Origin of the sequence: Microbacterium sp. 1.5R (genome assembly GCF_001889265.1) — a bacterium.
Lineage (GTDB): Bacteria > Actinomycetota > Actinomycetes > Actinomycetales > Microbacteriaceae > Microbacterium.
The window spans coordinates 214,224-236,040 of record NZ_CP018151.1; the positions used below are offsets into that span (position 1 = coordinate 214,224).

The following is a 21,817-nucleotide window of genomic DNA, read 5'->3' on the forward strand; positions in this document are numbered from 1 at the left end:
CAGTGAGACGACGAACAAGTACAAGACAGAAGTCAGACGGCGGCGGCAGTCGACCCGGGCACGAGAGTTCCGACGAACGGCTGCCGCACGGTCTCCGCAGAATCCGACTCAGCCCCCGATCCCGAGAGCAACCGCTGCATCGTCTCTACAGCCGCGGCGGCAACGGCCTCGACGGGAATCCGCAGCGTCGTGAGCCCCAGCAGGTCGGCACCGGGAAGGATGCCGTCGCACCCCGTCACGCTCACGTCGCCGGGCACAGACAACCCCGCAGCACGCAACGCCCGCATGACCGCGAGCTGCCGATAGTCCGACGCACACATCACAGCCGTCGCCCCAGCTCGCACGGCATCCAGCGCCTCATCCACTCCATCGGTCGGCGCAGCGCCCGCCGACACCCGAGTCACCGACGCCCCGCCGGCGACCAACGTCGATTCCATCGCCGAAGCCCGCAGATGCTCAGCGAACGACACATCCTCCGCTCCGGAGAGCACCACCACCCGCCGATGCCCCAGGGACAAGACATGCGACGCCAAGAGACGCCCGTGCTCCGGATCGTCGTAGTGCGCGGTGTGAATCCCCTCGGCCGTCTCGACCCGCCCCGCGCGCACGATCGGCACCTGGTCGGCGAACGGCTCGAGCTGCGCGGCCGTGATGCCACCGGTCGCGACGATCAGTCCGGCGACGCGCATGCCGAGCAGCCGGTGCAGCGCGTTGACCTGCTCGGCTCCCTGCTCGTCGGCGCCGATCGTCACGGTCACGAGGTCGAGCCCACGCCTGTGCGCCTCATCCTGCAACCGCGAGAACAGCAGACCGTAGGCCGGGTTGCTCGCATCGCGCAGCATCAGTCCGACGGTTCCGGTGCGCCCGGCGGCGAGCTCGGCGGCCATCGTGTTGCGCACGTATCCGAGGCGCTCGGCCTCGGCGAGGATCCGCTCCTGGGTCTCGGGAGCGAAGCGGCCCTCGCCCTTGAGTGCCCTCGTCGCGGTGGCACGGGAGACCCCGGCGGCCGCCGCGACATCGCTGACCGTGACACGCAGCCCCGGAGCATCCGAAGGCGATGCACCACTCACGCGCGCGCCTTCTTGGCCTTGCGGGGCGCTCCGGCGCGCGAACCTCGTCCATACACGAGATACATGGTGACACCCATGATGATCATGAGCAGAACTGTGTAGACGAACGTGATCGGCATCGCGTCGAGATTGTTCTCGCCGCGCGTGCTCTCTTGAATCGCCACACCGAGCGGCTTGAACAGCGGGTGGTAGAGGAAGATCGCCGCGTCGTAGTCGTCGAGCAGGCTGTTGAAGTTCAGTGCCGTGATCGCCGCGGCCGTCGGCAGCACCAGCGGCACCAGCACCTTGCGGAACGTCGTCAGCGACTTCGCACCGAGGATCCGCGAGGCGTCTTCGAGCGAATCGGGCACCGACGCGAACCCGGCCTTGAGCAGGCGCAGCGTGAACGGGATCTTCACGCAGATGTAGGCGATGAGCAGCAGGATCGGCGTGCCGGTGAGCACGAAGCCGCCCACGATCGCCCGCGGTTCGTCGAACGCGGTCACCAGGGCGAGCGCGATCAGCACGATCGGCAGGATCCACGGGATGTGCAGCATGTACTCGATCGCGGTGGTCAGCAGGTTGCGGTGCTTCTGCAGCATCCGTGCCACGAACAGCAGACCGCCGACCACGACGATCGACGCCACGGCGCTGTAGACGACGCTGACGATGAACGGACGGATCGCCTCGGCGCTCGAGAACACGGTGACGTAGTTGTCGAGCGTGAAGCTGTCGAGCGTGATGGATCCGGCGAGGATGCTGCGCGCATCGACGAACGAGAAGATCACGATCAGCACGACCGGGATCAGGTAGATCACCCACAGGAGGTACGCGATGACGTGCACGACGACGTTCGCGAACGGGGTGCGGATCTTCTGCTTCTGGATCGGCGTCGCCACCTTCGCGACCGAGAAGTACACACCCGACTTCTCGAAGCGGTTCATGATCGCGAGCAGGATGATCGTCGCGATGCCGAGCACGATCGCCAGCAGGGCCGCGATGTCACGCGTGATGGGGCTGCGCGAGAGGTCGATGATCAGCGGCGCGACCGTCTGGAAGTCGGGCCCGCCGAGCACGAGCGGAGCCGTCAGCGCCCCGAGCCCGATGAGGAATGTGAGCACCGTGACGGCGAACAGCATCGGCTTCATCACCGGCAGCACGATGCGGCGGAGGATCGTCCAGGTCGACGCCCCCATGAGCTTCGCCGCCTCGATCGACGCGTAGTCGACTTTGCCGAGCGATGACGAGAGGAACAGCATGTGGTTGGTGGTGGTCGCGAACGTCATCACGAAGACGACCGCGAAGTATCCCGAGAACCAGTCGCGGTCCATGTCGGGCCACCAGTTGACCATCATGTTCGTGAAGAACCCGAACCGGCCGTAGATGAAGTTGTAACCGGCGGCCAGCACGATGCCGCCGTAGATCAGGGTCGTGGCATAGCCGAGCCAGAGGATCTTCGCTCCGCGCACCTGGAAGTACTTCGTCACCAGCACGATGAACACACCGACCACGTTGACCGTGATCGACAGCGTGACCGCGAGCAGGAAGCTGTTGCCGAGCGTCTTCAGCGCACGCTCGCTGCCGAACAGCTTCTCGACGGCACGGATGCTGAACTGCCCGTCGGGGAAGAACGTGACCCCGAGCAGGGCGGCGTTGGGAAGCACGAGGAACGCCGCGGCGAACCAGATCACGATGATGCCCGTGATCCAGGCGAGGGGCGAGCGGAGCATCGCCTTCACGCTGCCGGGGCGCCCTCTCTTGTTGAGCCGCGGTCCCGCCGTCTGACCCTCGACGACAGCTTCGGTCGTCAAGGAGCCGGCTTCTCCGGTCACGGCCGCTGAGGGCGGGACCGCGGGGTGTGAGGGGTTCTGGGGGTTCCGAGCATCCGACATGTCACGCCGCCGGATACTGCAGGATCCAGCGCGGGTCCACGTCGACGCGCACCGCGTCGCCGGGGTTCCACTGGCGCGCGCTCGCCGCAGCGGGAACGCTGACGCGCAGCGCAGCATCCTCTGCCGTCACCGTGTAGACGCTGTGGCTGCCGTGGTACGTGCGGTCGACGATCGTGCCATCGAGCGACGCGGATGCCGTCGAGCTGTCGCCCGCCTCGGCGAGGTGCAGCTTCTCGGGCCGCACGTAGCTCTCGGCCGTGGCATCCAGCCCGCCACCGAGGCTCGTGATCTGCGCCGGACTGAGGCGGTTGTTCTCGCCGATGAACCGGCAGACGAACGGCGTCGCGCTGCGGTCGTAGATCTCCTCGGGGGTGCCGACCTGCTGCAGCGTGCCGGCGTCGAGCACGGCGATGCGGTCGCTGAGGGTCAGTGCCTCTTCCTGATCGTGCGTCACGTAGACCGTGGTCACACCGACCTCGTGCTGCAGGTCTTTCAGCTGCTCGCGCAGCTGCACGCGCAGCTTGGCGTCGAGGTTCGACAGCGGCTCATCGAGCAGCAGGATGCTGGGGGTCAGCGCGAGCGCGCGGGCGATCGCCACACGCTGCTGCTGCCCGCCCGAGAGCTCCGAGACGTTCTTCTCGAGCTGCGACGGCGCGAGGCCCGTGCGGTCGGCGATCTCGTCGACGCGGCGGCGCTGCTCGGCCTTCGACGTCTTCTGGATCGACAACCCGAACGCGATGTTCTCGCGCACGTTCATGCTGGGGAAGAGAGCGTAGTTCTGGAACACCATCCCGACGCCGCGCTTCTCACTGGGCACGCGAGTGACGTCACGGCCGTTGATGTGGATGCGACCGCCCGTCGGCTCGACGAACCCGGCGAGTGTGCGGAGGGCGGTGGTCTTGCCGCATCCGGACGGACCCAGGAGGGTGAAGAACTCACCCTCCTGGATCTCCAGATCGAGGTGCGAGACCGCGCGGTGATCGCCGAACGCGACCTCGACATCTTCGAAACGGATCATGGTGTCTTTCCGACTAGTGCGAGAGGGGGTGGTGGTGTCGGGCTCGATCAGCCGATGTACTCGAGCGTGACCTTCTCGACCCAGGCACCGAGGTTCTCGCTCACGAAGCCGAAGTCGATGTCCTGACGGTCGAGGGTGCCCATGAGTTCGACGACCTCGGGGTTGGCCTGCTCGACCGCACCCTCGTTGACGGGCATCGAGTTGAACTCGGCCGCGAACTCGCCCTGCACCTCGGCGCTGCCGAACCAGTCGATGAACTCCTGGGCCTTCTCCTCATTGCCGGTGCCGTTGATCTGCGCGATCTGCTCGGTGACATACGGCACGCCGTAGTCGGGCACGATCATGCCGGTCTTCGTGCCGTACTCCTCGTCGCGCGCCGCGATGCCGCTCGAGGGCAGCACGCCGTAGTCGATCTCGCCACGCGTGATGCGGGCGTAGAGGTCGGTGCCCTCGACGGCCGGCGATCCATTGGCGTAGTAGGACTTCACGAGATCCCAGCCCTCGTCGCTGACGCCGAGGTCGCCGTCCTCGTCGAGGTGACGCGACAGGATGCTGGCGAGCACGAGCTGCGGGGTGGCCTGGCCGAGCGCCGGGTTGACCTCGTAGCGGCCCGCGTACTCCTCGTCGGTCCAGAGGTCCTCCTCGTCGGAGGGGGCGTCGGTGATGGTGTTCTCGTCATAGACCGTGACGATGGCCTGCTCGACGAGCGGCCAGAACGCTCCGTCAGCGGGGTCGCCCGCATCGGCCGGAACCTCGCCGCTCCACTCGGGCTCGTAGGCGGTGATCGCCTCTTCGGCCTTGAGCTGCTCGAAGAACATGTTGTTCAGACCGAACACCACGTCGCCGACGGGGTTGTTCTTCTCGGCGATGATGCGGTTGGTGAGGTCGGCGCCGCCGAGACCCACGATCTCGATGTCGATGCCGGCATCCGCGGCCTTCTCGGTGATCCACTCGCCACGGCCGTCGCTGTTCGAGTTCGTGTAGACGATGAGGGTCGCATCCGACCCGCCGTCGCTCGAACCGCCGTCGGACTCGGTGCTGCCGCCTGCGCAGCCGGTCAGGGTCACGGCCGCCACCGCAGCGATTCCCAGGAGAGACCAGCGCTTCTTTCGGATGTCGACCATGGTCGCCTTTCTCGTCATCGAGGTGTGTCTGATCCGACCTTACCGCGATGTTGTGGTTTACGTACAACGATCTGTCTGATTCTTAGCCGCGTTCGCGCGACCGCACTCAAGATAAGCCTCCGAGGTGAACGCACGGGGAGTGCGAGGTGAACTGTCGACGCTGTGCCTCGCCCGACGCCCGACGCCTGACGCCTGACGCCTGTGCGGTGGGTGGTCAGTAATGCACCTGAAGTGGCCGCGAGGGGTGCGAAAGTGGCCACTCACGCGAGGGGCGTGCGGTGGGTGGTCAGTAATGCACCTGAAATGGCCGTGAGGGATGCGAAAGTGACCACTCACGCGCGGTCGAACCGAGGGCGAGCGTCAGGCGGAGAACGCCGGAACGGCCTCGATCAGCATCCGGGTGTACTCCTCCTGCGGGCTCGTGAAGATCTGCGCGGCATCGCCGCACTCCACGAGCTTGCCGTGCTTGAGCACGGCGACGCGGTCGGCGGTCTCGGCGACGACACCGAGGTCGTGCGTGATGAAGAGGTAGCTCAGTTCGCGCTCGCGCTGCAGTTCGTCGAGCAGCGCGAGGATCTGCGCCTGCACCGACACGTCGAGCGCCGAGACGGCCTCGTCGAGCACGAGGAACTCCGGGTCGAGCGCGAGGGCACGGGCGATGGCCACGCGCTGCCGCTGACCGCCCGACAGCTCGTCGGGGAACCGACCCAGCATCCCGTCGGGAAGGGCGACCTGCTCCGACAGCTCGACGGCGCGCTTCGACCTCGACGACCGATCGCCCTCGCCGAACGACAGCAGCGGCTCGGTGATGAGCTGCTCGATCGTCATGCGCGGATTCAGGGAGTCGAACGGGCTCTGGTAGACCATCTGGAACCGCCGCCGCAGCTGACGCAGCTTCTCGCCCTTCAGGTGCGTGATGTCCTCGCCGGCGAAGGAGATCGACCCAGAGGTCGGCTCCTCCAGCCGCAGCACGAGTCGCGCGAGCGTGCTCTTGCCCGACCCCGACTCGCCCACGACGGCGAGTGTCTCGCCGCGGCGCACCTCGAGTGAGACGGCGTCGACGGCGGTCAGCGAGCGGCGCTCGCCCTCGCCCTTGGGCAGCGGGAAGACCTTGGTGAGCTCGGAGACCCGGACGATCGGCTCGCCGCCGAACTCGATGCGTGCCTGGGTGGATGCCGTCCGCCGCTCATGCGCGCTCAGCCGCGGTGCGGCGGCGATGAGCTTGCGGGTGTATTCGTGCGTCGGCGCGGTCATCACCCGCGCCGCCGGACCGGAGTCCACGATCTCGCCCTGCTTCATGACGACGACCCGGTCGGCCCGCTCGGCCGCCATGCCCAGGTCGTGGGTGATGAGCAGGATCGCGGTGCCCAGCTCCTGCGTGAGGTTCGCGAGGTGGTCGAGGATCTGCTTCTGCACGGTGACGTCGAGGGCGCTCGTCGGCTCGTCGGCGATGATCAGGCTCGGCTGCGCGGCCAGCGCTCCCGCGATCAGCGCGCGCTGCTTCATGCCGCCCGAGAACTGGTGCGGATACTGCTTCGCCCGCTCGGCCGGATACGTCAGTCCTGCCATCTCGAGCAGTTCGACGGCACGATCATGCGCGTCGTGCTTGGTCGCGAGTCCGTGCACGAGCAGCGGCTCCGCCACCTGCACGCCCACGCGCCGCACCGGGTTGAGAGAGAGTGCGGGGTCCTGGGGGACCAGTCCGATCAGACGGCCCCGGATGCTGCGCCAGCGGCGTTCGCTCAGCGGGATCAGGTCTTCGCCGTCGAATTCGATGCGCCCGCCGGTGACCTCGGCGTTCGGCGCGAGGAGATTCATGATCGACTGCGCGACCGTGCTCTTGCCGGATCCGGATTCGCCGACGATCGCGACCACTTCTCCGCGGCCCACGCTGAGGTTCACCCCGCGCACCGCATCGACCTCGCGGTCGCCGATCCGATAGGCGACGCGCAGATCCTCGACGCGCAGAATGTCGTCACGCGCGGCGGGTCGGCCGCCGGGTGTCGGGTTCACGGCCTCACCGAGTCGGGCGGACTCATCGGCGGTCGCGGCGATGTCCTTCGGCATGCGTCCTCCTCGTCGAGCACGGGTCGTGTCATCAGCACTGATCATCTTCTCGTTCACGCTAGGCGTGGGGATTCATCCCGATCAAGCACTACATCGGCATTGGGCAATGCGCCCACTGCATAGATCAGCCGTCGTGATCCACGTCGTCGATCAGATTCAGCAGACGCTCGACGAGGGGATTGTGCGACTCGGAGTTCCACGCGATGTCGAGCTCGACGCTGTTCACCCGCGACGACGGATCGGCCTCGCTGATCGGCAGCAGCGTCACGGTGTCGGGAGAGATCCGCTCGGCGGACTGCGGCACGAGCGTGAACCCGATGCCGGCGCTGACCATCGCCAGCAGGGCGGGCACCTGCCCGGCGTACTGCACGATGTGCGGGTGCACCCCGCTCGCCACGAACATCGACAGCAGCAGGTCGTGGAAGTAGCGCGCGCCGCTCGGGGAGTACATGAGCAGCGACTCGTCCTTGAGGTCGATGAGCTTCACGGGCTCGGCGCGCTGCGCCAGTGCCGAGTCGCTGGGCAGCGCCACCGCCAGCCGCTCGCGGTAGACCGCACGGCTGCTGATCTGCGGTCGGGCGAGCAGTGGCCGCATCAGGCCGATGTCGACCGTGCCCTTCTCGAGCTCCTCCACCTGGTCGAGCGAGACGAGTTCGCGCAGCAGCAGGGTGACGCCGGGCAGCTCGGCCGACGCGCGACGCAGCAGATCGGGCACGACGGCCTGCCCGGCCATCGCGGTGTAGGCGATCGTGACGGTTCCGGCGGCGCCCTCGCCGACCGAGCGCACGTCCGAGACCGCCTTCGCCGCGAGGTCGATCAGGCGCCGCGCGTTGGGGAGCAGCGCGCGCCCGGCCTGAGTCAGCGCGACGCGACGGCTGGTGCGATCGAAGAGCCTCGTCGACAGCTCGCGCTCGAGCTGCTGGATCTGCCGACTGAGCGGCGGCTGCGTCATCTTGAGCCGGGTCGCGGCCGCACCGAAGTGTAGTTCCTCCGCGACGGCGATGAAGCATTCGAGCTGTACCAGCGAGATCATCGATCCACTCCCGACATCAATCAGTGCGAGTTTTGGTTTGTCCGCGCATCTGTCCCCACCATAGTGTCGGAGAAACTCGATGACGCGGAATCCGTCGAAGCGGAGTCCCGGAGTCTCACCAACGGAGGCGTGATGTCCGAAGAGTTCCTGCTGTCTGTCCCGGCTGCCACGCGGTTGTCCGAGAACGCGGTGCGGTCCGTCCGCATCACACCGGTCGCATTCCACGACCCACCCCTGCTCAACACCGTCGGCGTGCACGAGCCGCTCGCGCTGCGCGCCATCGTGCAGGTGACCACCGAATCGGGCGTCGTCGGACTCGGCGAGACCTACGGCGACAGCGCGCACCTGCAGCGATTGCGGGTCGCCGCCGACGCCGTGCTTGGCTGCGACGTGTTCGCCACGAACGACCTGCGAGCGCGGGTCGAGCGCAGTGTGGCCGGCGACGGCGTGCAGGGCGGACACGGCATGTCGGGCATGGTCACCGGCACGAGCACCGGCGACCGTGTGCTCTCGCCGTTCGACGTGGCCGCCATCGACATCCGCGGCAAGCTGCTCGGCATGCCCGCCAGCGAGCTGCTGGGCGGACGGGTGCGGGATGCGGTGCCGTTCAGCGGCTACCTCTTCTACAAGTGGGCAGGCCACCCGGGCGGATCCGACGACGAATGGGGCGAGGCGCTGACGCCGGACGGCATCGTCAGACAGGCGCGTCGCATCGTCGACGCCTACGGATTCACAGCGCTCAAGCTCAAGGCCGGTGTCTTCGCGCCCGACGACGAGATCGCCGCGATCCTCGCGCTGCGCGAGGAGTTCCCCGACCACCCCCTGCGCATCGATCCGAACGGCGCCTGGACCGTCGAGACCTCGCTGCGGGTCGCCGATGCGCTGAAGGACGTGCTCGAATACCTCGAAGACCCCACCCCGGGTCTCGAGGGCATGGCCGAGGTGCGCCGCCACACCGACCTGCCGCTCGCCACCAACATGTGCGTCGTCGCGTTCTCGCACATCGCAGATGCCGTGCGCCTCGGCGCGATCGACATCGTGCTCTCCGACCACCACTTCTGGGGAGGTCTCGAACGATCCCGGCTGCTCGCCGGCTTCGCCGAGACGCTCGGGTGGGGGCTTTCCATGCACTCGAACTCGCACCTCGGCATCAGCCTCGCCGCGATGACCCACCTCGCCGGTGCCACCCCCGGCGTCGGCTACGCGTGCGACACGCACTGGCCGTGGAAGCGCGAGGACGAAGACGTCATCGCCCCCGGCGCCCTGACCTTCAGGGACGGATCGCTGGCGGTGCCGACCGCGCCCGGACTCGGCGTCGAGCTCGACCCGGAGGCGCTCGCGCGGCTGCACAGGCAGTACCTCGACGGCGGCATCCGGGAGCGCGACGACACCGGCTACATGCAGCGGGTCGACCCCGGATACGTGCTCGAGAGCCCCCGCTGGTGAACGCGCCGCTGCGCATCGCGGTCACCGATCCGATCATGTCGGCGTTCGCCGACGATCTGCGCCGCACCGCGCGCCCGCACGAGTGGGTGTTCGCCGACCTCGACGTGCCCGGTTCGACACGAGCCGCGATCGAGGGCGCCGACGTGGTGATCTGCTCGCGGCTCACGGTCGCAGAGATGGCCGGCGCCGATCACGTGCGACTCGTGCATGCGACGGGTGCGGGAGTCGACAGGGTGGAAGGCGGTGCCGTGCCCGAGGGTGTGCCGCTGTGCAACACCGGTCATCACGGCGCTGCGATCGCCGAGCACGTGCTCATGACCGCACTCATGCTGCGCCGTCGCGCGATCGACGCCGATGCCGAGATGCGTCGGGGGGAGTGGCGGACGATCGCGACGGCCGGCGCCCCGTACCACCGCTCTCTCGCTGGCAGCACCCTCGGACTGGTCGGCTACGGCGAGATCGGCCGCTCCGTCGCCCGCCTCGCGAAGGCCTTCGGCATGCGCGTGGTCGCGATGCGCCGGCATCCTGATGCGGGCGGCCCCGGAACCGAGCTGCTCGATCAGGTGTACGGCGAGGATCAGTTGCATCCGCTGCTGCGGGAGAGCGATGTCGTCGTCATCACCGCGCCCCTCACCGAGAGCACGCGAGGGATGATCGATGCGGACGCGCTCGCGCAGCTGAACGCCGACGCTCTGGTCATCAACGTCGCCCGCGGGGCGCTCATCGACGAGGACGCACTGTTCTCGGCCCTCAGTGAGGGACGCATCGGGGGAGCGGCGATCGACGTGTGGTGGGAGGCGCCGCAGGGCGCGCAGGCTCCCCCCGTCGTGCAGAGGTTCGCCACGCTCGATCGGGTCGTGCTCACCCCGCACCACTCCGGCCATGCCCGCGAGGTCTTCACGGCGCGGGCCGCCGACATCGCCCGCAACATCGACCTGCTCGACGCGGGCCTCCCGCTCGAGCGTCAGGTGCGCTGAGGCGGCTGGCCGTGGGCGGGTCGCTCCGGCATCCGCTCAGCCGAGCTCGAACAGGCGGGTGACGATCAGCGTCACCGCACCGAGAGCGGATGCTCCGAGAGCGATCGCGCGCGTGCGCCGGCGGTTGAGGAACCTGTTCACGAACCGCGACAGCACCACCCCCGCGACCGCGAACGGCGCCATCCAGGCCGCCGTGGCGAGCGCGTGCGTCGGCACCGCGCCCCACAGGAACAGCGCGACGAGCGACAGCGATGATCCGACGAGGAAGAACGCCGACATCGTGCCGCGCAGCCGCGGCCCGTCGGAGCCCTGCCAGATGATCGCCATCGGCGCCCCTCCGACCGACGTGGTCGTGCCCATGACGCCAGACAGCGCCCCGGCCACCGCCTGCGTCGTCCTCGTCACTCTCGGGCGCCAGCCCCGCAGCGAGACGACGACTCCGAGCAGCACGACGACCGCGACCGCCCAGGAGAGCGCGGTCGTCGACATCACGGTGACGAGACCCGCGCCGACGACGGTCCCGGGCACCCGCCCCGCCAACGCCCAGCCGGCCCCGCGCAGATCGAGCGCCGCGCGATCCATCACCGCCACGATCAGCGTCACGACCATGGCCAGCATGATCACGAGCACCGGCAGCAGCGTCGTGTCGATCAGGGCGATGAACGGTGCGGCCAGCATCCCCATTCCGAAGCCGATCGAGCCCTGCAGGCAGCCGGCGACGAGGATGACGGCCCCCAGCATCATGAACTCGAGCGGCGTCACCGCGGACTCAGCGACGCGGGGCGATCGAGCCGATCACACGACGGCGCTTCTTGCTCTGCAGACGCCAGCGCTGACCGGGATCGGTCGCGAGACGCAGCCACGCGGCCAGGACGTTCGCGCACACCGTGGTGATGACGATCGCGAGACCGGGGAGCACCGACTGCCACCACGCCTCGGCGAGGTACTGGCGTCCCTGCGAGACCATGAGGCCCCAGCTGACATCGGGCGGTTGGATGCCGATGCCGAGGAAGCTCAGCGACGACTCGGCCAGCATCACGTAGCAGAACTCCAGCGTCGCCAGCGTGACCAGCGTGGGCAGGACGTTCGGGACGATGTGCCGGAAGACGATGGCCTTGTTCGTGGCTCCGAAGTTCGTCGCGGCGTCGACGAACATCCTCGAGCGCAGCTCGGCGGCATCCGCTCGCGCCGTGCGCAGGTACAGAGGGATGCGGGTGATCGCGAGCACGAGCACGATGTTGGCCGCACTCGGGTTGAACACGTACAGGATCACCACGGCGAGCAGCAGCGAGGGGAAGCTCATGATGACGTCGGCGATGCGCATCGACACCGACTCGCGCCATCCGCGGTGGAATCCGGCCCACATGCCCCAGATCGAGCCGACGACCGCCGAGACGACCACGGCGGCCGCCGCGACACCGAGCGTGGTTCCCGCGGCGGTGATGATGCGGGCGAGCAGGCTGCGACCCAGCGAGTCGCTGCCGAGGACGTACTCCCAGCCGAGCTGGAAGCTGAACGGCGGCATGTTGCGTGCGCCGAGGTCCTGTCGCTGCGCCATCTCGCCGAACAGCGGCGGACCGATGATCGCGGTGAGCACGATGAACGACAGCACGATGGCGGCGGCGGTGGCGACCTTGTCCTTCAGCAGCAGCTGCCAGAGGTTGGCGCGACCCGACGAGCGGGCTCCGCGCGCCTTCTGCGTGAGGACGGTGACGGTCGATGCGTTGTCAGACATTCGTCAGCACCTCTGCCTTCGTGTCGGAGAGTGCCCCGGGACCGCGGCGGCGGGCCTTGGCTCCCGAGGTCGGCCGCACGCGGGGATCCAGCAGCGCGTAACCGAGGTCGATGATGATGTTGAGGGCGAAGATCGCCAGAGCGGTGATCAGAACCGCGGCCTGCAGCACCGCGAAATCGCGCTGCAGGATCGAGTCGATCATGAGCTTGCCGATGCCCGGCCAGCCGAAGATCGACTCCACCACGACCGCGCCGTTGATGAGGCCGACGGTCAGGTCGCCGGCGACGGTCAGGGCAGGTGCTGCGGCGTTGCGCAGCGCGTGCTTCGAGACGATGTGCATCTGGCCGGCGCCGCGACTGCGGGCGACCTGGATGTACGGCTGCCCGAGCACGGTCACCATCGACCCGCGGATCACCTGGGCGAGCACCCCGACCGGTCGCAGCATGAGCGTCGCGACCGGCAGGATCCAGACGAGAGCGCCGGAGGTTCCGGAGGTCGGCAGCCAGCCGAGGGTGATCGCGAAGATCCAGATGCCGAGGATCGCCACCCAGAAATCGGGCACGCTCGCCGCCGTCATCGAGAAGAAGCTCACGATGCGGTCGGCGATGCCGTTCGGCTTCAGCGACGCCCAGCTGCCGAGCACGATGGCGATGACGATCGCGAGGATCATCGTCACCGCGGCGAGCTGCAGGGTGGCGGGGAAGGCGCGCAGCGCCATCTCGGCGGCAGGTTCCCCGGTGCGCAGCGACTGACCGAAGTCCAGCTGCAGGACACCGAGGAAGTAGTCGCCCATCTGCTTCCACAGCGGCTGGTCGAAGCCGTTGCGGGCGGCGAAGTCCTCGCGCATCTGGTCGGTGGCGTTCAGCGGAAGGTACAGCTGCGACGGATCGCCGGTGAGACGGGCGAGCACGAAGACACCCAGTACGACGGCGATCAGCGGCAGCGCGCTCTGCAGGATCCGTTTTCTCAGGTAGGTCCACATGGTCGCCCGCCTCTCACTCTCGCTCGCGGTCAGCCCGCGAGCGAGACCTCCTTGATGCGCAGCTCGTCGCCGGTCGACGAGTTGGGCTCGTACGTCACGCGGTCGGCGAGACCGAGCATGACCGTCTGGTGCGCGATCGGGGCGAGGGCCACGACGTTCTCGCGCTCGTAGGCGAACACGTCCTCGTAGGCCGCCTGACGCTCATCGCCGGTCAGAGTGCGTGCCGTGTTGATGAGCTCGTCCAGACCCGGGTCGCCGAACTCGGCCTGCGCACCGCCCGTGAGCATGTACTGCTCGACCGTGAACTGCGCGTCACCCGCCTGGTTGCCGTGCTGGATGAGCATCGAGATGGGGCCCTCGTTCGTGACGAACGGGCTCAGTTGGTACTGCAGGTGCTGCGTGGTGTCGACCATGCGGAGCTCGACGTTGAGGCCGGCGGCGGCGAGCTGCTCGCGCAGGACCTCGCCGAGCTCGCTGACCTTCGGGAACTGCGCGGTGCGCACCGGCATGAGGATCTTCGTGTCCGTCGGGACGCCGTCAGCCGCAGCCTCCTCGACGAGGGCCTTCGCCTTCTCGGGGTCGTACTCCCAGGGCTCGAGATCGGAGTTGAAGCCGACGATGCCCTCGGGGATCAGCTGCGCGGCGACCACGTCGCCGTCGGGGTAGAGGGAGGAGACGATGCCCTCGCGGTCGATCGCGTAGTTGATCGCCTGGCGGATGCGGATGTCGTCGAGCGGCGCCGTCTGCCCGGAGAAGCGCAGTGCGATCGTCTCGTTGTTCGGGTAGCTCACGCCGAAGTCGCCGATGCCGTCCTCGGCGCTGAGGCCGAGGGCGATGTCTGCCTCGCCGCTGGTGATCATCGCGGCACGGACGGTGCCCTCCGACCGCCACTGGTACTCGACCTCGGCGAACTGCGGAGCGTCGCCCCAGTAGTCGTCGTTGCGGTCGAGGGTGAGCTTCGTGCCGGCCTGCCAGTCGCCGATCGCGTAGGGGCCGGTGCCGATGGGCTCGCGCACGAACTCGGTGTTCGAGGTCTCGGGGGAGACGATCTCGATGAACGAGAGCTTCAGCGGGAGGATCGGGTCGGGGCTCGGGGTGGTCACGGTGAGGGTGGTGGCATCGGTGGCGGCGACCTCGAGGTCGTCGTCACCGAAGATGTAGCCCTCGACGTTGCAGCCGAGGTCACCGTTCACGGCGCGGTCGATCGAGTAGGCGGCCGCTTCGGCGTCGAAGGGGGTGCCGTCCTGGAATGTGACGTCATCGCGGACGGTGAACGTCCACTCGGTGTCGCCGGTCTGCTCCCACTCGGTGGCGAGCAGCGGCTCGAGCTCTCCGGTCGACGGGTTGCGCTCGACGAGCGGTTCGGTCACCGTGCTGCGCACGACCACACCGGTCGAGGTGAGGTTCGCGTCGCACGCCTCGAGCGTGGGCGGCTCCTGCGTGAGCACGACGCGGAGGGTGTCTTCGGTGCCACCCTCGCCGCCGCCTTGCGACTCCGAGTTCGCGACCGAGCAGGATGCGAGCAGTGCGATCGACGCGATTCCAGCGGTGACGGCGGATGCGCGGGCCGCTCTGCGTCGGGGGGAAGAAAGCTTCATCGGTTCCTCCAGGTAGGGGACGGCCGAGGCCCAGAGTGGTCGTCGGCTCGTTCAGAATGTCGCAGACCGCTTCCCGAGCGTCAACCGATGCGCGGCACGCATCGGCGGGCGGAACCGGGGCTCGGCGCCCGGCAGCGGTGGAGCGACATGCGGCGATCCGCGGGATTCCGGCGTTCTCGCCCGATGAATACAGCGGACGCATCAATCCATGCAACTTCGCTTATGGAACTGCATCGTTGACGGGTCGTAGTCTCGCGCCATGACGAACATCATCGATGCCCCCTCGCCCGTCGCCCCCGGCTCCGTCGCCCAGGCGGGGCCACTGCTCGACTCTCTCGAGCGGACGCTTCAGGACGAGTACTCCGTGGTGCGTCTTCCCGACGACCTCTCGACCCTCGATCCCGCGGATGCCGCGAAGGTGCGCGCTGTCGTCACGAGCGGTCGCAACGGTGTCCCGTCCGCTCTGATGGCCGCGCTCCCGAACCTCGAGATCGTGACCAACTTCGGGGTGGGCTACGACACGACCGATGTGGCCCAGGCGGTCGCACGTGGCATCCAGGTCACCCACACGCCCGATGTGCTCACCGACTGCGTCGCCGATACGGCGCTCGGGCTCATGCTCGACGTGTTCCGACGGTTCGGGGCATCCGAGAGGTTCCTGCGCGAGGGCCGCTGGGAGTCCGGCGGCTTCCCGCTGACGCGTCGGTTCTCGGGCAGCACGGTCGGCGTGCTCGGCCTCGGCCGCATCGGGCAGGCGATCGCCCGGCGCGCGGCAGCATTCGACGCGACGATCCTCTACACGACCCGACGGCCCGTCGAGGAGGTGCCGTGGGAGCACGTGGCCTCCGCCGTCGAACTCGCACGCCGATCGGACGTGCTCGTCATCGCGGTTCCCGGCGGCGCGGCGACCGAGGGGCTCGTGGATGCCGAGGTCATCCGGGCGCTGGGGCCGGAGGGGTTCCTGGTCAACATCGCCCGCGGCTCGGTCGTCGACGAGGACGCGCTGATCGCCGTTCTCGAGGCCGGTGAGATCGCGGGGGCGGGTCTCGACGTGTTCGCTCATGAGCCGCACGTGCCCGAGCGGTTGATCCGCGACGATGTCACGCTGCTGCCCCACGTCGGCAGCGGAACGCACGAGACCCGGCGCGACATGCGAGACCTCACGCTGGCGAACCTGCGGGCGTACCTCGCAGGCGAGCCGCTCCCGACGCCGGTGCCGGAGATGTCTGCGCTTTGATGCAGGCGGCGCATTGATCTATCCACCATTTGGTTTGTAGGCGCATCGTTTCCCGCATAGCGTGACGATTGTTCAGATCCGAGCCGGACACCGGCGCGACACCCCAGGAGTGCACCGTGGCACGATTCACGCCCACCGAGCTGGCCGACCACCTTCGCGAAGGTCTCCTCTCGTTCCCCGCGACGGCATTCACGCCGGAGCTCGAGTTCGATGAGAAGCGCTACCGCGAGCACGTCGAGTGGCAGGCCGGATTCGGCGTCGCCGGTCTGTTCGCCGCCGGCGGCACCGGCGAGGGCTTCAGTCTCGATGCCGCAGAGTCGGCCGCGGTCGTCCGCGCGGCCGTGCAGGCATCCCGACCCGAGGTGCCGGTGCTCGCGTCGGCCGGAGGCTGGACCCGCAACGCGATCGCGAACGCTCGCGCAGCCGAGGAGGCCGGTGCCGAGGGCATCCTCGTGCTGCCCCCGTATCTCACCGAGTGCGACCAGCCGGGTCTCGTCGAGCATGTCTCGGCGATCGCCGCAGCGACCCGTCTCGCGATCATCGTCTACAACCGGGGCAACGCGATCTACTCGGCCGAGACGATGGCGATCCTCGCCGACCGACACGAGAACGTCATCGGCTTCAAGGATGCGACGGCCGACATCGAGCACCTCGCCTCGGTCTACGTCCGCAACGGCGAGCGGCTGTTCTACCTGGGCGGGCTGCCGACGGCGGAGACGTATGCGCTGCCGCTGCTGCAGATGGGCATGAGCACCTATTCGTCCGCGATGTTCAACTTCGTTCCCGAGTTCGCCCTCGAGTTCTACCGTGACGTGCGTGCCCAGGACCGAGTCGCGGTGACCGAGAAGCTGGGACGCTTCGTGCTGCCGTACATCGCGATCCGCGATCGGGGCCGCGGCTTCGGCGTCTCGATCGTCAAGGCTGGGCTGCGTCTCACCGGACACGGCGTCGGACCGGTCCGCCCGCCGCTGCACGACCTGTCGGAGCAGGATGACGCCGACCTCCTGCAGCTTCTCGACCGCGCCGGGCTGCTCGAGTCCGTCCCCGTCTGATCCTCACCATCCCGACCCTCGACTCAAGGAGAGTGACATGACCGTTCCCGTCCTCACCGGGCATTCCTCGATCGCCGGGCGCTCCGTCGCCGGCACCGGCTCGGCACTGCACGCCATCGCGCCCGACACCGACGAGCAGCTCGATCCGCCCTACTCGCAGATCGACGTCGACCAGCTCCGCGAGGCGACGGCGGCCGCCGCAGAGGCGTTCGTGACGTTCTCGCGCCTCGAGCCCGAGGCCCACGCGGCCTTCCTCGAGACGGTTGCGGAGGAGATCGAGGCGATCGGCGACACACTGATCGAACGGGCGATGCAGGAGACCGGGTTGCCGCAGGCGCGTCTTCTCGGCGAGCGTGCGCGCACCACCGGGCAGCTGCGGCTGTTCGCCGAGGTCATCCGAGCCGGCGAGCACCGAGGCGTGCGCATCGATCCGGCGCAGCCCGACCGCACGCCGGTGCCCCGCGTCGACATCCGTCAGCGCAAGATCCCTCTCGGGCCGGTGGCGGTGTTCGGGGCGTCGAACTTCCCGTTCGCGTTCTCCACCGCCGGGGGAGACACCGCATCCGCCCTCGCAGCCGGCTGCCCGGTCGTGTTCAAGGCGCACAGCTCGCACCCCGGCACGAGCGAGCTCGTGGCGACGGCGATCGCGCGTGCCATCGACGCCCATGGACTCCACCCGGGAGTGTTCTCGCACATCTTCGGCCCGGGCCGCAGCGTCGGACAGGCGCTCGTCTCCGACCCCGAGATCCAGGCCGTCGGGTTCACCGGCTCCCGCGAAGGCGGTCTCGCCCTCGTGCGCGCCTCGCAGGCGCGGCCGGTGCCGATCCCCGTCTACGCCGAGATGAGCTCGGTGAACCCCGTGTTCATCCTGCCCGGCGCTCTGCGCGGCGATGTCGGAGCACTCGCCGCGGGGTACGTGCAGAGCGCGACCGGATCCAGCGGGCAGCTGTGCACGCAGCCCGGAATCGTCTTCGTCCCGCGGGGCGAGCAGGGCGACGCCTTCCTGCAGGCCGTATCCGAGGCGCTGCGCGCGGCCACAGGGCAGACCATGCTCTCGCCGAGCATCGCCGCCGCGTGGCGCGAGGGCGTCGAGACGAGGGACGCCAACGCCGAGATCCTCGCGCGGGGATCCGACGGAGAGGGTCCGCATGCTCCCGCGCCGGTGATCCACGCCGCCGACCTCGGATCGTTCGAGGAGAACCACGTGCTGCACGAGGAGATCTTCGGTGCGGCATCGCTGGTGGTGCGGTACGGCGATGTCGCCGAGCTGGTGCAGGCGGCGTCGCGTCTCGAGGGGCAGCTGACGGCCACGCTGCAGCTCAGCGCGGACGACAAGGAGCTCGCCGCGGCGCTGCTGCCGGTGCTCGAGCGCAAGGTCGGACGCATCCTCGCGAACGGCTGGCCGACCGGGGTCGAGGTCGGGCACGCCATGGTTCATGGCGGACCGTTCCCGGCGACGAGCGACTCGCGCACCACGAGCGTCGGGACCCTCGCGATCGAGCGCTTCCTGCGGCCCGTCGCCTATCAGAACATCCCCGACGAGCTGCTGCCCGAGGCGCTGCGCGACGCCAACCCGTGGCACGTCCCGCGCTTCATCGACGGGCGGCGCGAGGCGTCCGCATGAGCGCCGTTCCCACCGTCGACAGAGTCGAGGTCGTTCCGGTCGCCGGCCACGACTCGATGTTGTTGAACCTCTCGGGCGCGCACGGGCCGTTCTTCACCCGCAACATCGTCATCGTGACGGATTCGGACGGACGCGAGGGTCTCGGCGAGGTCCCCGGCGGAGAGCCGATCCGCCGCACCATCACCGAGGCCGGCGAGATGCTCTCGGGTCAGCCGGTCGGCCGATACCGTTCGCTGCTGCGGTCGATCGCTACGCGCTTCGCCGATCGCGACGCCGGTGGCCGCGGGCTGCAGACATTCGACCTGCGCACCACCGTGCACGCCGTCACCGGCATCGAGTCGGCGCTTCTCGACCTCCATGCGCAGCACCTCGGCGTGCCGGTCGCCGAACTGCTCGGCGACGGTCAGCAGCGCGACAGCGTGCCGATGCTGGGCTATCTGTTCTTCGTCGGCGATGCCGACAGGACCGACCTCCCCTATCTGCGCGAGAGCGGCGACAGCTGGGAGAGCGTGCGACGCGAAGAGGCGATGACGGCCGAGGGCGTCGTGCGCCTGGCCGAAGCCGCCCAGCAGCGCTACGGATTCTCGGACTTCAAGCTCAAGGGCGGCGTGCTCGACGGAGAGATCGAGGCCGACGTCGTGACCGCCCTCTCCCAGCGCTTTCCCGAGGCGCGCATCACGCTCGACCCGAACGGCGGGTGGTTGCTGGAGGATGCGGTGCGCATCGGTCGACGACTGCGCGACGTGCTCGCCTACGCCGAGGACCCCTGCGGTGCCGAGGGCCGGTTCTCGGGCCGCGAGGTGATGGCGGAGTTCCGGCGGCGCACCGGACTGCGGACCGCGACGAACATGATCGCGACCGACTGGCGCGAGATGGCGCACGCGATCCGATCGGACGCCGTCGACATCCCGCTCGCTGACCCGCACTTCTGGACGATGGCAGGGTCGGTGCGCGTCGCGCAGCTGTGCAACGACTTCGACCTCACATGGGGCTCGCACTCGAACAACCACTTCGACATCTCGCTGGCGATGTTCACGCAGGTCGGTGCGGCCGCGCCCGGCGAGATCACGGCACTCGACACGCACTGGATCTGGCAGGACGGTCAGCAGCTGACGGTCGATGCGCCGCAGATCCGCGACGGCGCGGTGCGCGTGCCCGACCGGCCGGGGCTCGGTGTGACGATCGACCGCGTGCGGCTCGCCGAGGCCCACGAGCTGTATGTCGAGCACGGGCTCGGCGCCCGTGACGACGCGATCGGCATGCAGTACCTCGTGCCCGACTGGCAGTTCGACAGCAAGCGGCCCGCCCTCGTGCGCTGAGGCGCGTCCGGGTGGATCGCTACTCGAACCCGCCGGTCAACCGTCCCCGCATCCGCTGACTGCTCTCGTTCATCCCGACGATCTCGACGCTCTTGCCGAGCGCTGCGTACTTCGTCTCGATCGCATCCAGGGCGGCGACGGTCGACGCATCCCAGATGTGCGATCCCGAGAGGTCGATCACGACATGCTCGGGGTCGTCGGGGTACTCGAAGAGGGTGGTCAGGTCATTGCTCGAGGCGAAGAACAGCTCGCCGTTCACAACGTAGCGCGCGACGTCGCCCGAGACCGAGCGGTCGACCGAGCGCTCGACCGACACGAAGTGCGCCACCCGCCGCACGAACAGCACGGATGCGACCAGCACCCCGCCGACGACGCCGACCGCGAGGTTGTGGGTGAGGAGCACGAGCACGACGGTCGCCACCATCACGAAGGTCTCGCTCTTCGGCATCCGCTTGAGGGTCGACGGCTTCACGCTGTGCCAGTCGAAGGCGCCGATCGCGACCATGATCATCACGGCGACGAGGGCGGCCATGGGGATCGTGCCGACGAAGTCGCCGAACACGACGACCAGCAGGAACAGGAAGATGCCGGCGCAGAACGTCGAGATGCGGGTGCGCGCCCCGGACGCCTTGACGCCGATCATGGTCTGGCCGATCACCGCGCATCCGCCCATGCCTCCGAAGATTCCGGAGAGCATGTTCGCCACGCCCTGCGCCCACGACTCGCGCGTCTTGTTCGAGTGGGTGTCGGTGATCTCGTCGACGAGCTTGGCGGTGAGCAGTGACTCCATGAGCCCGACCAGCGCGACCCCGAGGGCGAACGGAGCGATGATCGTGAACGTCTCCCAGGTGAGCGGCACGTTCGGGATGAACAGCTCGGGAAGGCTCTTCGGCAGCTCGCCCTGATCGCCGACCGTCGGCACGGTGATCGCGAACGCCAGCACGACACCGGTCACGATGATCACCGACACGAGCGGCGCGGGCACGACCCTGGTGATCCTCGGCATCACGATCATCACGACGATCCCCAGTGCGACCAGCGGATACACCAGCCACGGCACGTCGATCAGCTGCGGGAACTGCGAGCTGAACACGAAGATCGCGAGCGCGTTCACGAACCCGACCATGACGCTGCGTGGGATGAATCGCATCAGCTTCGCGACGCCCAGCACCCCGAGGAGCACCTGGAAGATGCCCGCGAGGATCACGGTCGCGATGAAGTAGTCCATCCCGTAGGTCGGAGCGACCGGTGCGATCACGAGCGCGACGGCTCCGGTCGCCGCGGTCACCATCGCGGGGCGCCCGCCGAGGAACGCGATCGACACCGCCATGATGAACGACGAGAACAGCCCGACCTTCGGGTCGACGCCCGCGATCACCGAGAACGCGATCGCCTCGGGGATCAGCGCGAGACCCACGACCAGGCCCGCGAGCACCTCGCGCGTCAGCATCCGCGGACTCTTCAGCGCCTGGAGGACAGTGGGATTCGCCCGATAGCGGGCGCGATCGTCGACCGCGAGTGCAGACATGGGGATGCTCCAGAGAAGGTGCCCGGGGATGGGGCAGACGTTCCAGCGTAAGACCTCGGTCTCGATGCGGAGGATTTCTGCAGTACGGAGGGCGGATGCCGGGAATCGGCCCTCCGTATCGAGGATCCCCTCCCGA

At 68.5% G+C, this 21,817-nt stretch carries 17 protein-coding genes; 6 read left to right on the forward strand and 11 right to left on the reverse strand.

The features are described 5' to 3' along the window. Positions 1–32 precede the first annotated feature (32 nt). The 6 genes from BMW26_RS01060 to BMW26_RS01085 all read right to left on the reverse strand — a co-directional run bounded on the left by BMW26_RS01060 (position 33) and on the right by BMW26_RS01085 (position 8,183). The gene (locus BMW26_RS01060; RefSeq protein WP_072590514.1) at positions 33–1,070 is read right to left on the reverse strand and encodes a LacI family DNA-binding transcriptional regulator; all 1,038 of its coding nucleotides are present in this window, start codon (positions 1,068–1,070) and stop codon (positions 33–35) included. Then, positions 1,067–2,860 carry an ABC transporter permease gene (locus tag BMW26_RS01065; protein WP_232224518.1) on the reverse strand — a complete coding sequence of 598 codons (1,794 nt, stop codon included), beginning with the start codon at positions 2,858–2,860 and terminating at the stop codon, positions 1,067–1,069. The genes BMW26_RS01060 and BMW26_RS01065 overlap by 4 nt, the downstream gene beginning before the upstream one ends. Positions 2,861–2,942: 82 nt before the next feature. Then, complete coding sequence (locus tag BMW26_RS01070) at positions 2,943–3,959, reverse strand: ABC transporter ATP-binding protein (RefSeq protein ID WP_072590515.1); 1,017 nt, start codon at positions 3,957–3,959, stop codon at positions 2,943–2,945. A gap of 47 nt (positions 3,960–4,006) precedes the next feature. Beyond that, entirely contained in the window at positions 4,007–5,083 is a 1,077-nt protein-coding gene (locus BMW26_RS01075; RefSeq protein WP_053098430.1) for an extracellular solute-binding protein, read from the reverse strand. Positions 5,084–5,443: 360 nt separating this feature from the next. Beyond that, positions 5,444–7,150 carry a dipeptide ABC transporter ATP-binding protein gene (locus tag BMW26_RS01080; protein WP_157557382.1) on the reverse strand — a complete coding sequence of 569 codons (1,707 nt, stop codon included), beginning with the start codon at positions 7,148–7,150 and terminating at the stop codon, positions 5,444–5,446. A 124-nt stretch (positions 7,151–7,274) separates the two neighbouring features. Beyond that, entirely contained in the window at positions 7,275–8,183 is a 909-nt protein-coding gene (locus BMW26_RS01085) for a LysR family transcriptional regulator (protein ID WP_072590516.1), read from the reverse strand. A 132-nt stretch (positions 8,184–8,315) separates the two neighbouring features. Between BMW26_RS01085 and BMW26_RS01090 the strand changes: the two genes are divergently transcribed. Beyond that, complete coding sequence (locus tag BMW26_RS01090) at positions 8,316–9,629, forward strand: glucarate dehydratase family protein (protein ID WP_083569424.1); 1,314 nt, start codon at positions 8,316–8,318, stop codon at positions 9,627–9,629. Then, positions 9,626–10,606 (forward strand): 2-hydroxyacid dehydrogenase, encoded by a 981-nt coding sequence (locus BMW26_RS01095; protein WP_232224519.1) that lies wholly within the window; start codon positions 9,626–9,628, stop codon positions 10,604–10,606. Before BMW26_RS01090 ends, BMW26_RS01095 begins: the two co-directional genes overlap by 4 nt. 36 nt (positions 10,607–10,642) lie before the next feature. On the opposite strand, the gene BMW26_RS01100 is transcribed toward BMW26_RS01095, so the two are convergent. Genes BMW26_RS01100 through BMW26_RS01115 form a run of 4 tightly spaced genes read right to left on the reverse strand, consistent with a single transcriptional unit; the run spans position 10,643 to position 14,921 of the window. Further along, on the reverse strand, positions 10,643–11,368 hold the full coding sequence (locus tag BMW26_RS01100; RefSeq protein WP_072590517.1) for a sulfite exporter TauE/SafE family protein: 726 nt from the start codon (positions 11,366–11,368) through the stop codon (positions 10,643–10,645). A 7-nt stretch (positions 11,369–11,375) separates the two neighbouring features. Next, positions 11,376–12,341 (reverse strand): ABC transporter permease, encoded by a 966-nt coding sequence (locus tag BMW26_RS01105; protein ID WP_053098433.1) that lies wholly within the window; start codon positions 12,339–12,341, stop codon positions 11,376–11,378. After that, positions 12,334–13,323, reverse strand: a complete 990-nt coding sequence (locus tag BMW26_RS01110) for an ABC transporter permease (RefSeq protein ID WP_053098434.1) — start codon at positions 13,321–13,323, stop codon at positions 12,334–12,336. Before BMW26_RS01110 ends, BMW26_RS01105 begins: the two co-directional genes overlap by 8 nt. A 29-nt stretch (positions 13,324–13,352) precedes the next feature. Beyond that, positions 13,353–14,921, reverse strand: a complete 1,569-nt coding sequence (locus BMW26_RS01115; RefSeq protein ID WP_053098435.1) for an ABC transporter substrate-binding protein — start codon at positions 14,919–14,921, stop codon at positions 13,353–13,355. Positions 14,922–15,180: 259 nt separating this feature from the next. Between BMW26_RS01115 and BMW26_RS01120 the strand changes: the two genes are divergently transcribed. From BMW26_RS01120 to BMW26_RS01135, 4 genes are all read left to right on the forward strand, one after another. Next, positions 15,181–16,158: a 2-hydroxyacid dehydrogenase gene (locus BMW26_RS01120; RefSeq protein WP_072590518.1), complete on the forward strand. Its 978-nt coding sequence runs from the start codon at positions 15,181–15,183 to the stop codon at positions 16,156–16,158. 116 nt (positions 16,159–16,274) lie between these two features. Continuing rightward, on the forward strand, positions 16,275–17,210 hold the full coding sequence (locus BMW26_RS01125; RefSeq protein ID WP_053098437.1) for a 5-dehydro-4-deoxyglucarate dehydratase: 936 nt from the start codon (positions 16,275–16,277) through the stop codon (positions 17,208–17,210). Between the two features lie 37 nt (positions 17,211–17,247). After that, entirely contained in the window at positions 17,248–18,834 is a 1,587-nt protein-coding gene (locus BMW26_RS01130) for an aldehyde dehydrogenase (NADP(+)) (protein ID WP_072590519.1), read from the forward strand. Next, positions 18,831–20,153 (forward strand): enolase C-terminal domain-like protein, encoded by a 1,323-nt coding sequence (locus tag BMW26_RS01135; RefSeq protein WP_056512772.1) that lies wholly within the window; start codon positions 18,831–18,833, stop codon positions 20,151–20,153. The genes BMW26_RS01130 and BMW26_RS01135 overlap by 4 nt, the downstream gene beginning before the upstream one ends. A gap of 19 nt (positions 20,154–20,172) precedes the next feature. On the opposite strand, the gene BMW26_RS01140 is transcribed toward BMW26_RS01135, so the two are convergent. Further along, positions 20,173–21,681: a SulP family inorganic anion transporter gene (locus BMW26_RS01140; RefSeq protein ID WP_072590520.1), complete on the reverse strand. Its 1,509-nt coding sequence runs from the start codon at positions 21,679–21,681 to the stop codon at positions 20,173–20,175. Between the last annotated feature and the right edge of the window lie 136 nt (positions 21,682–21,817).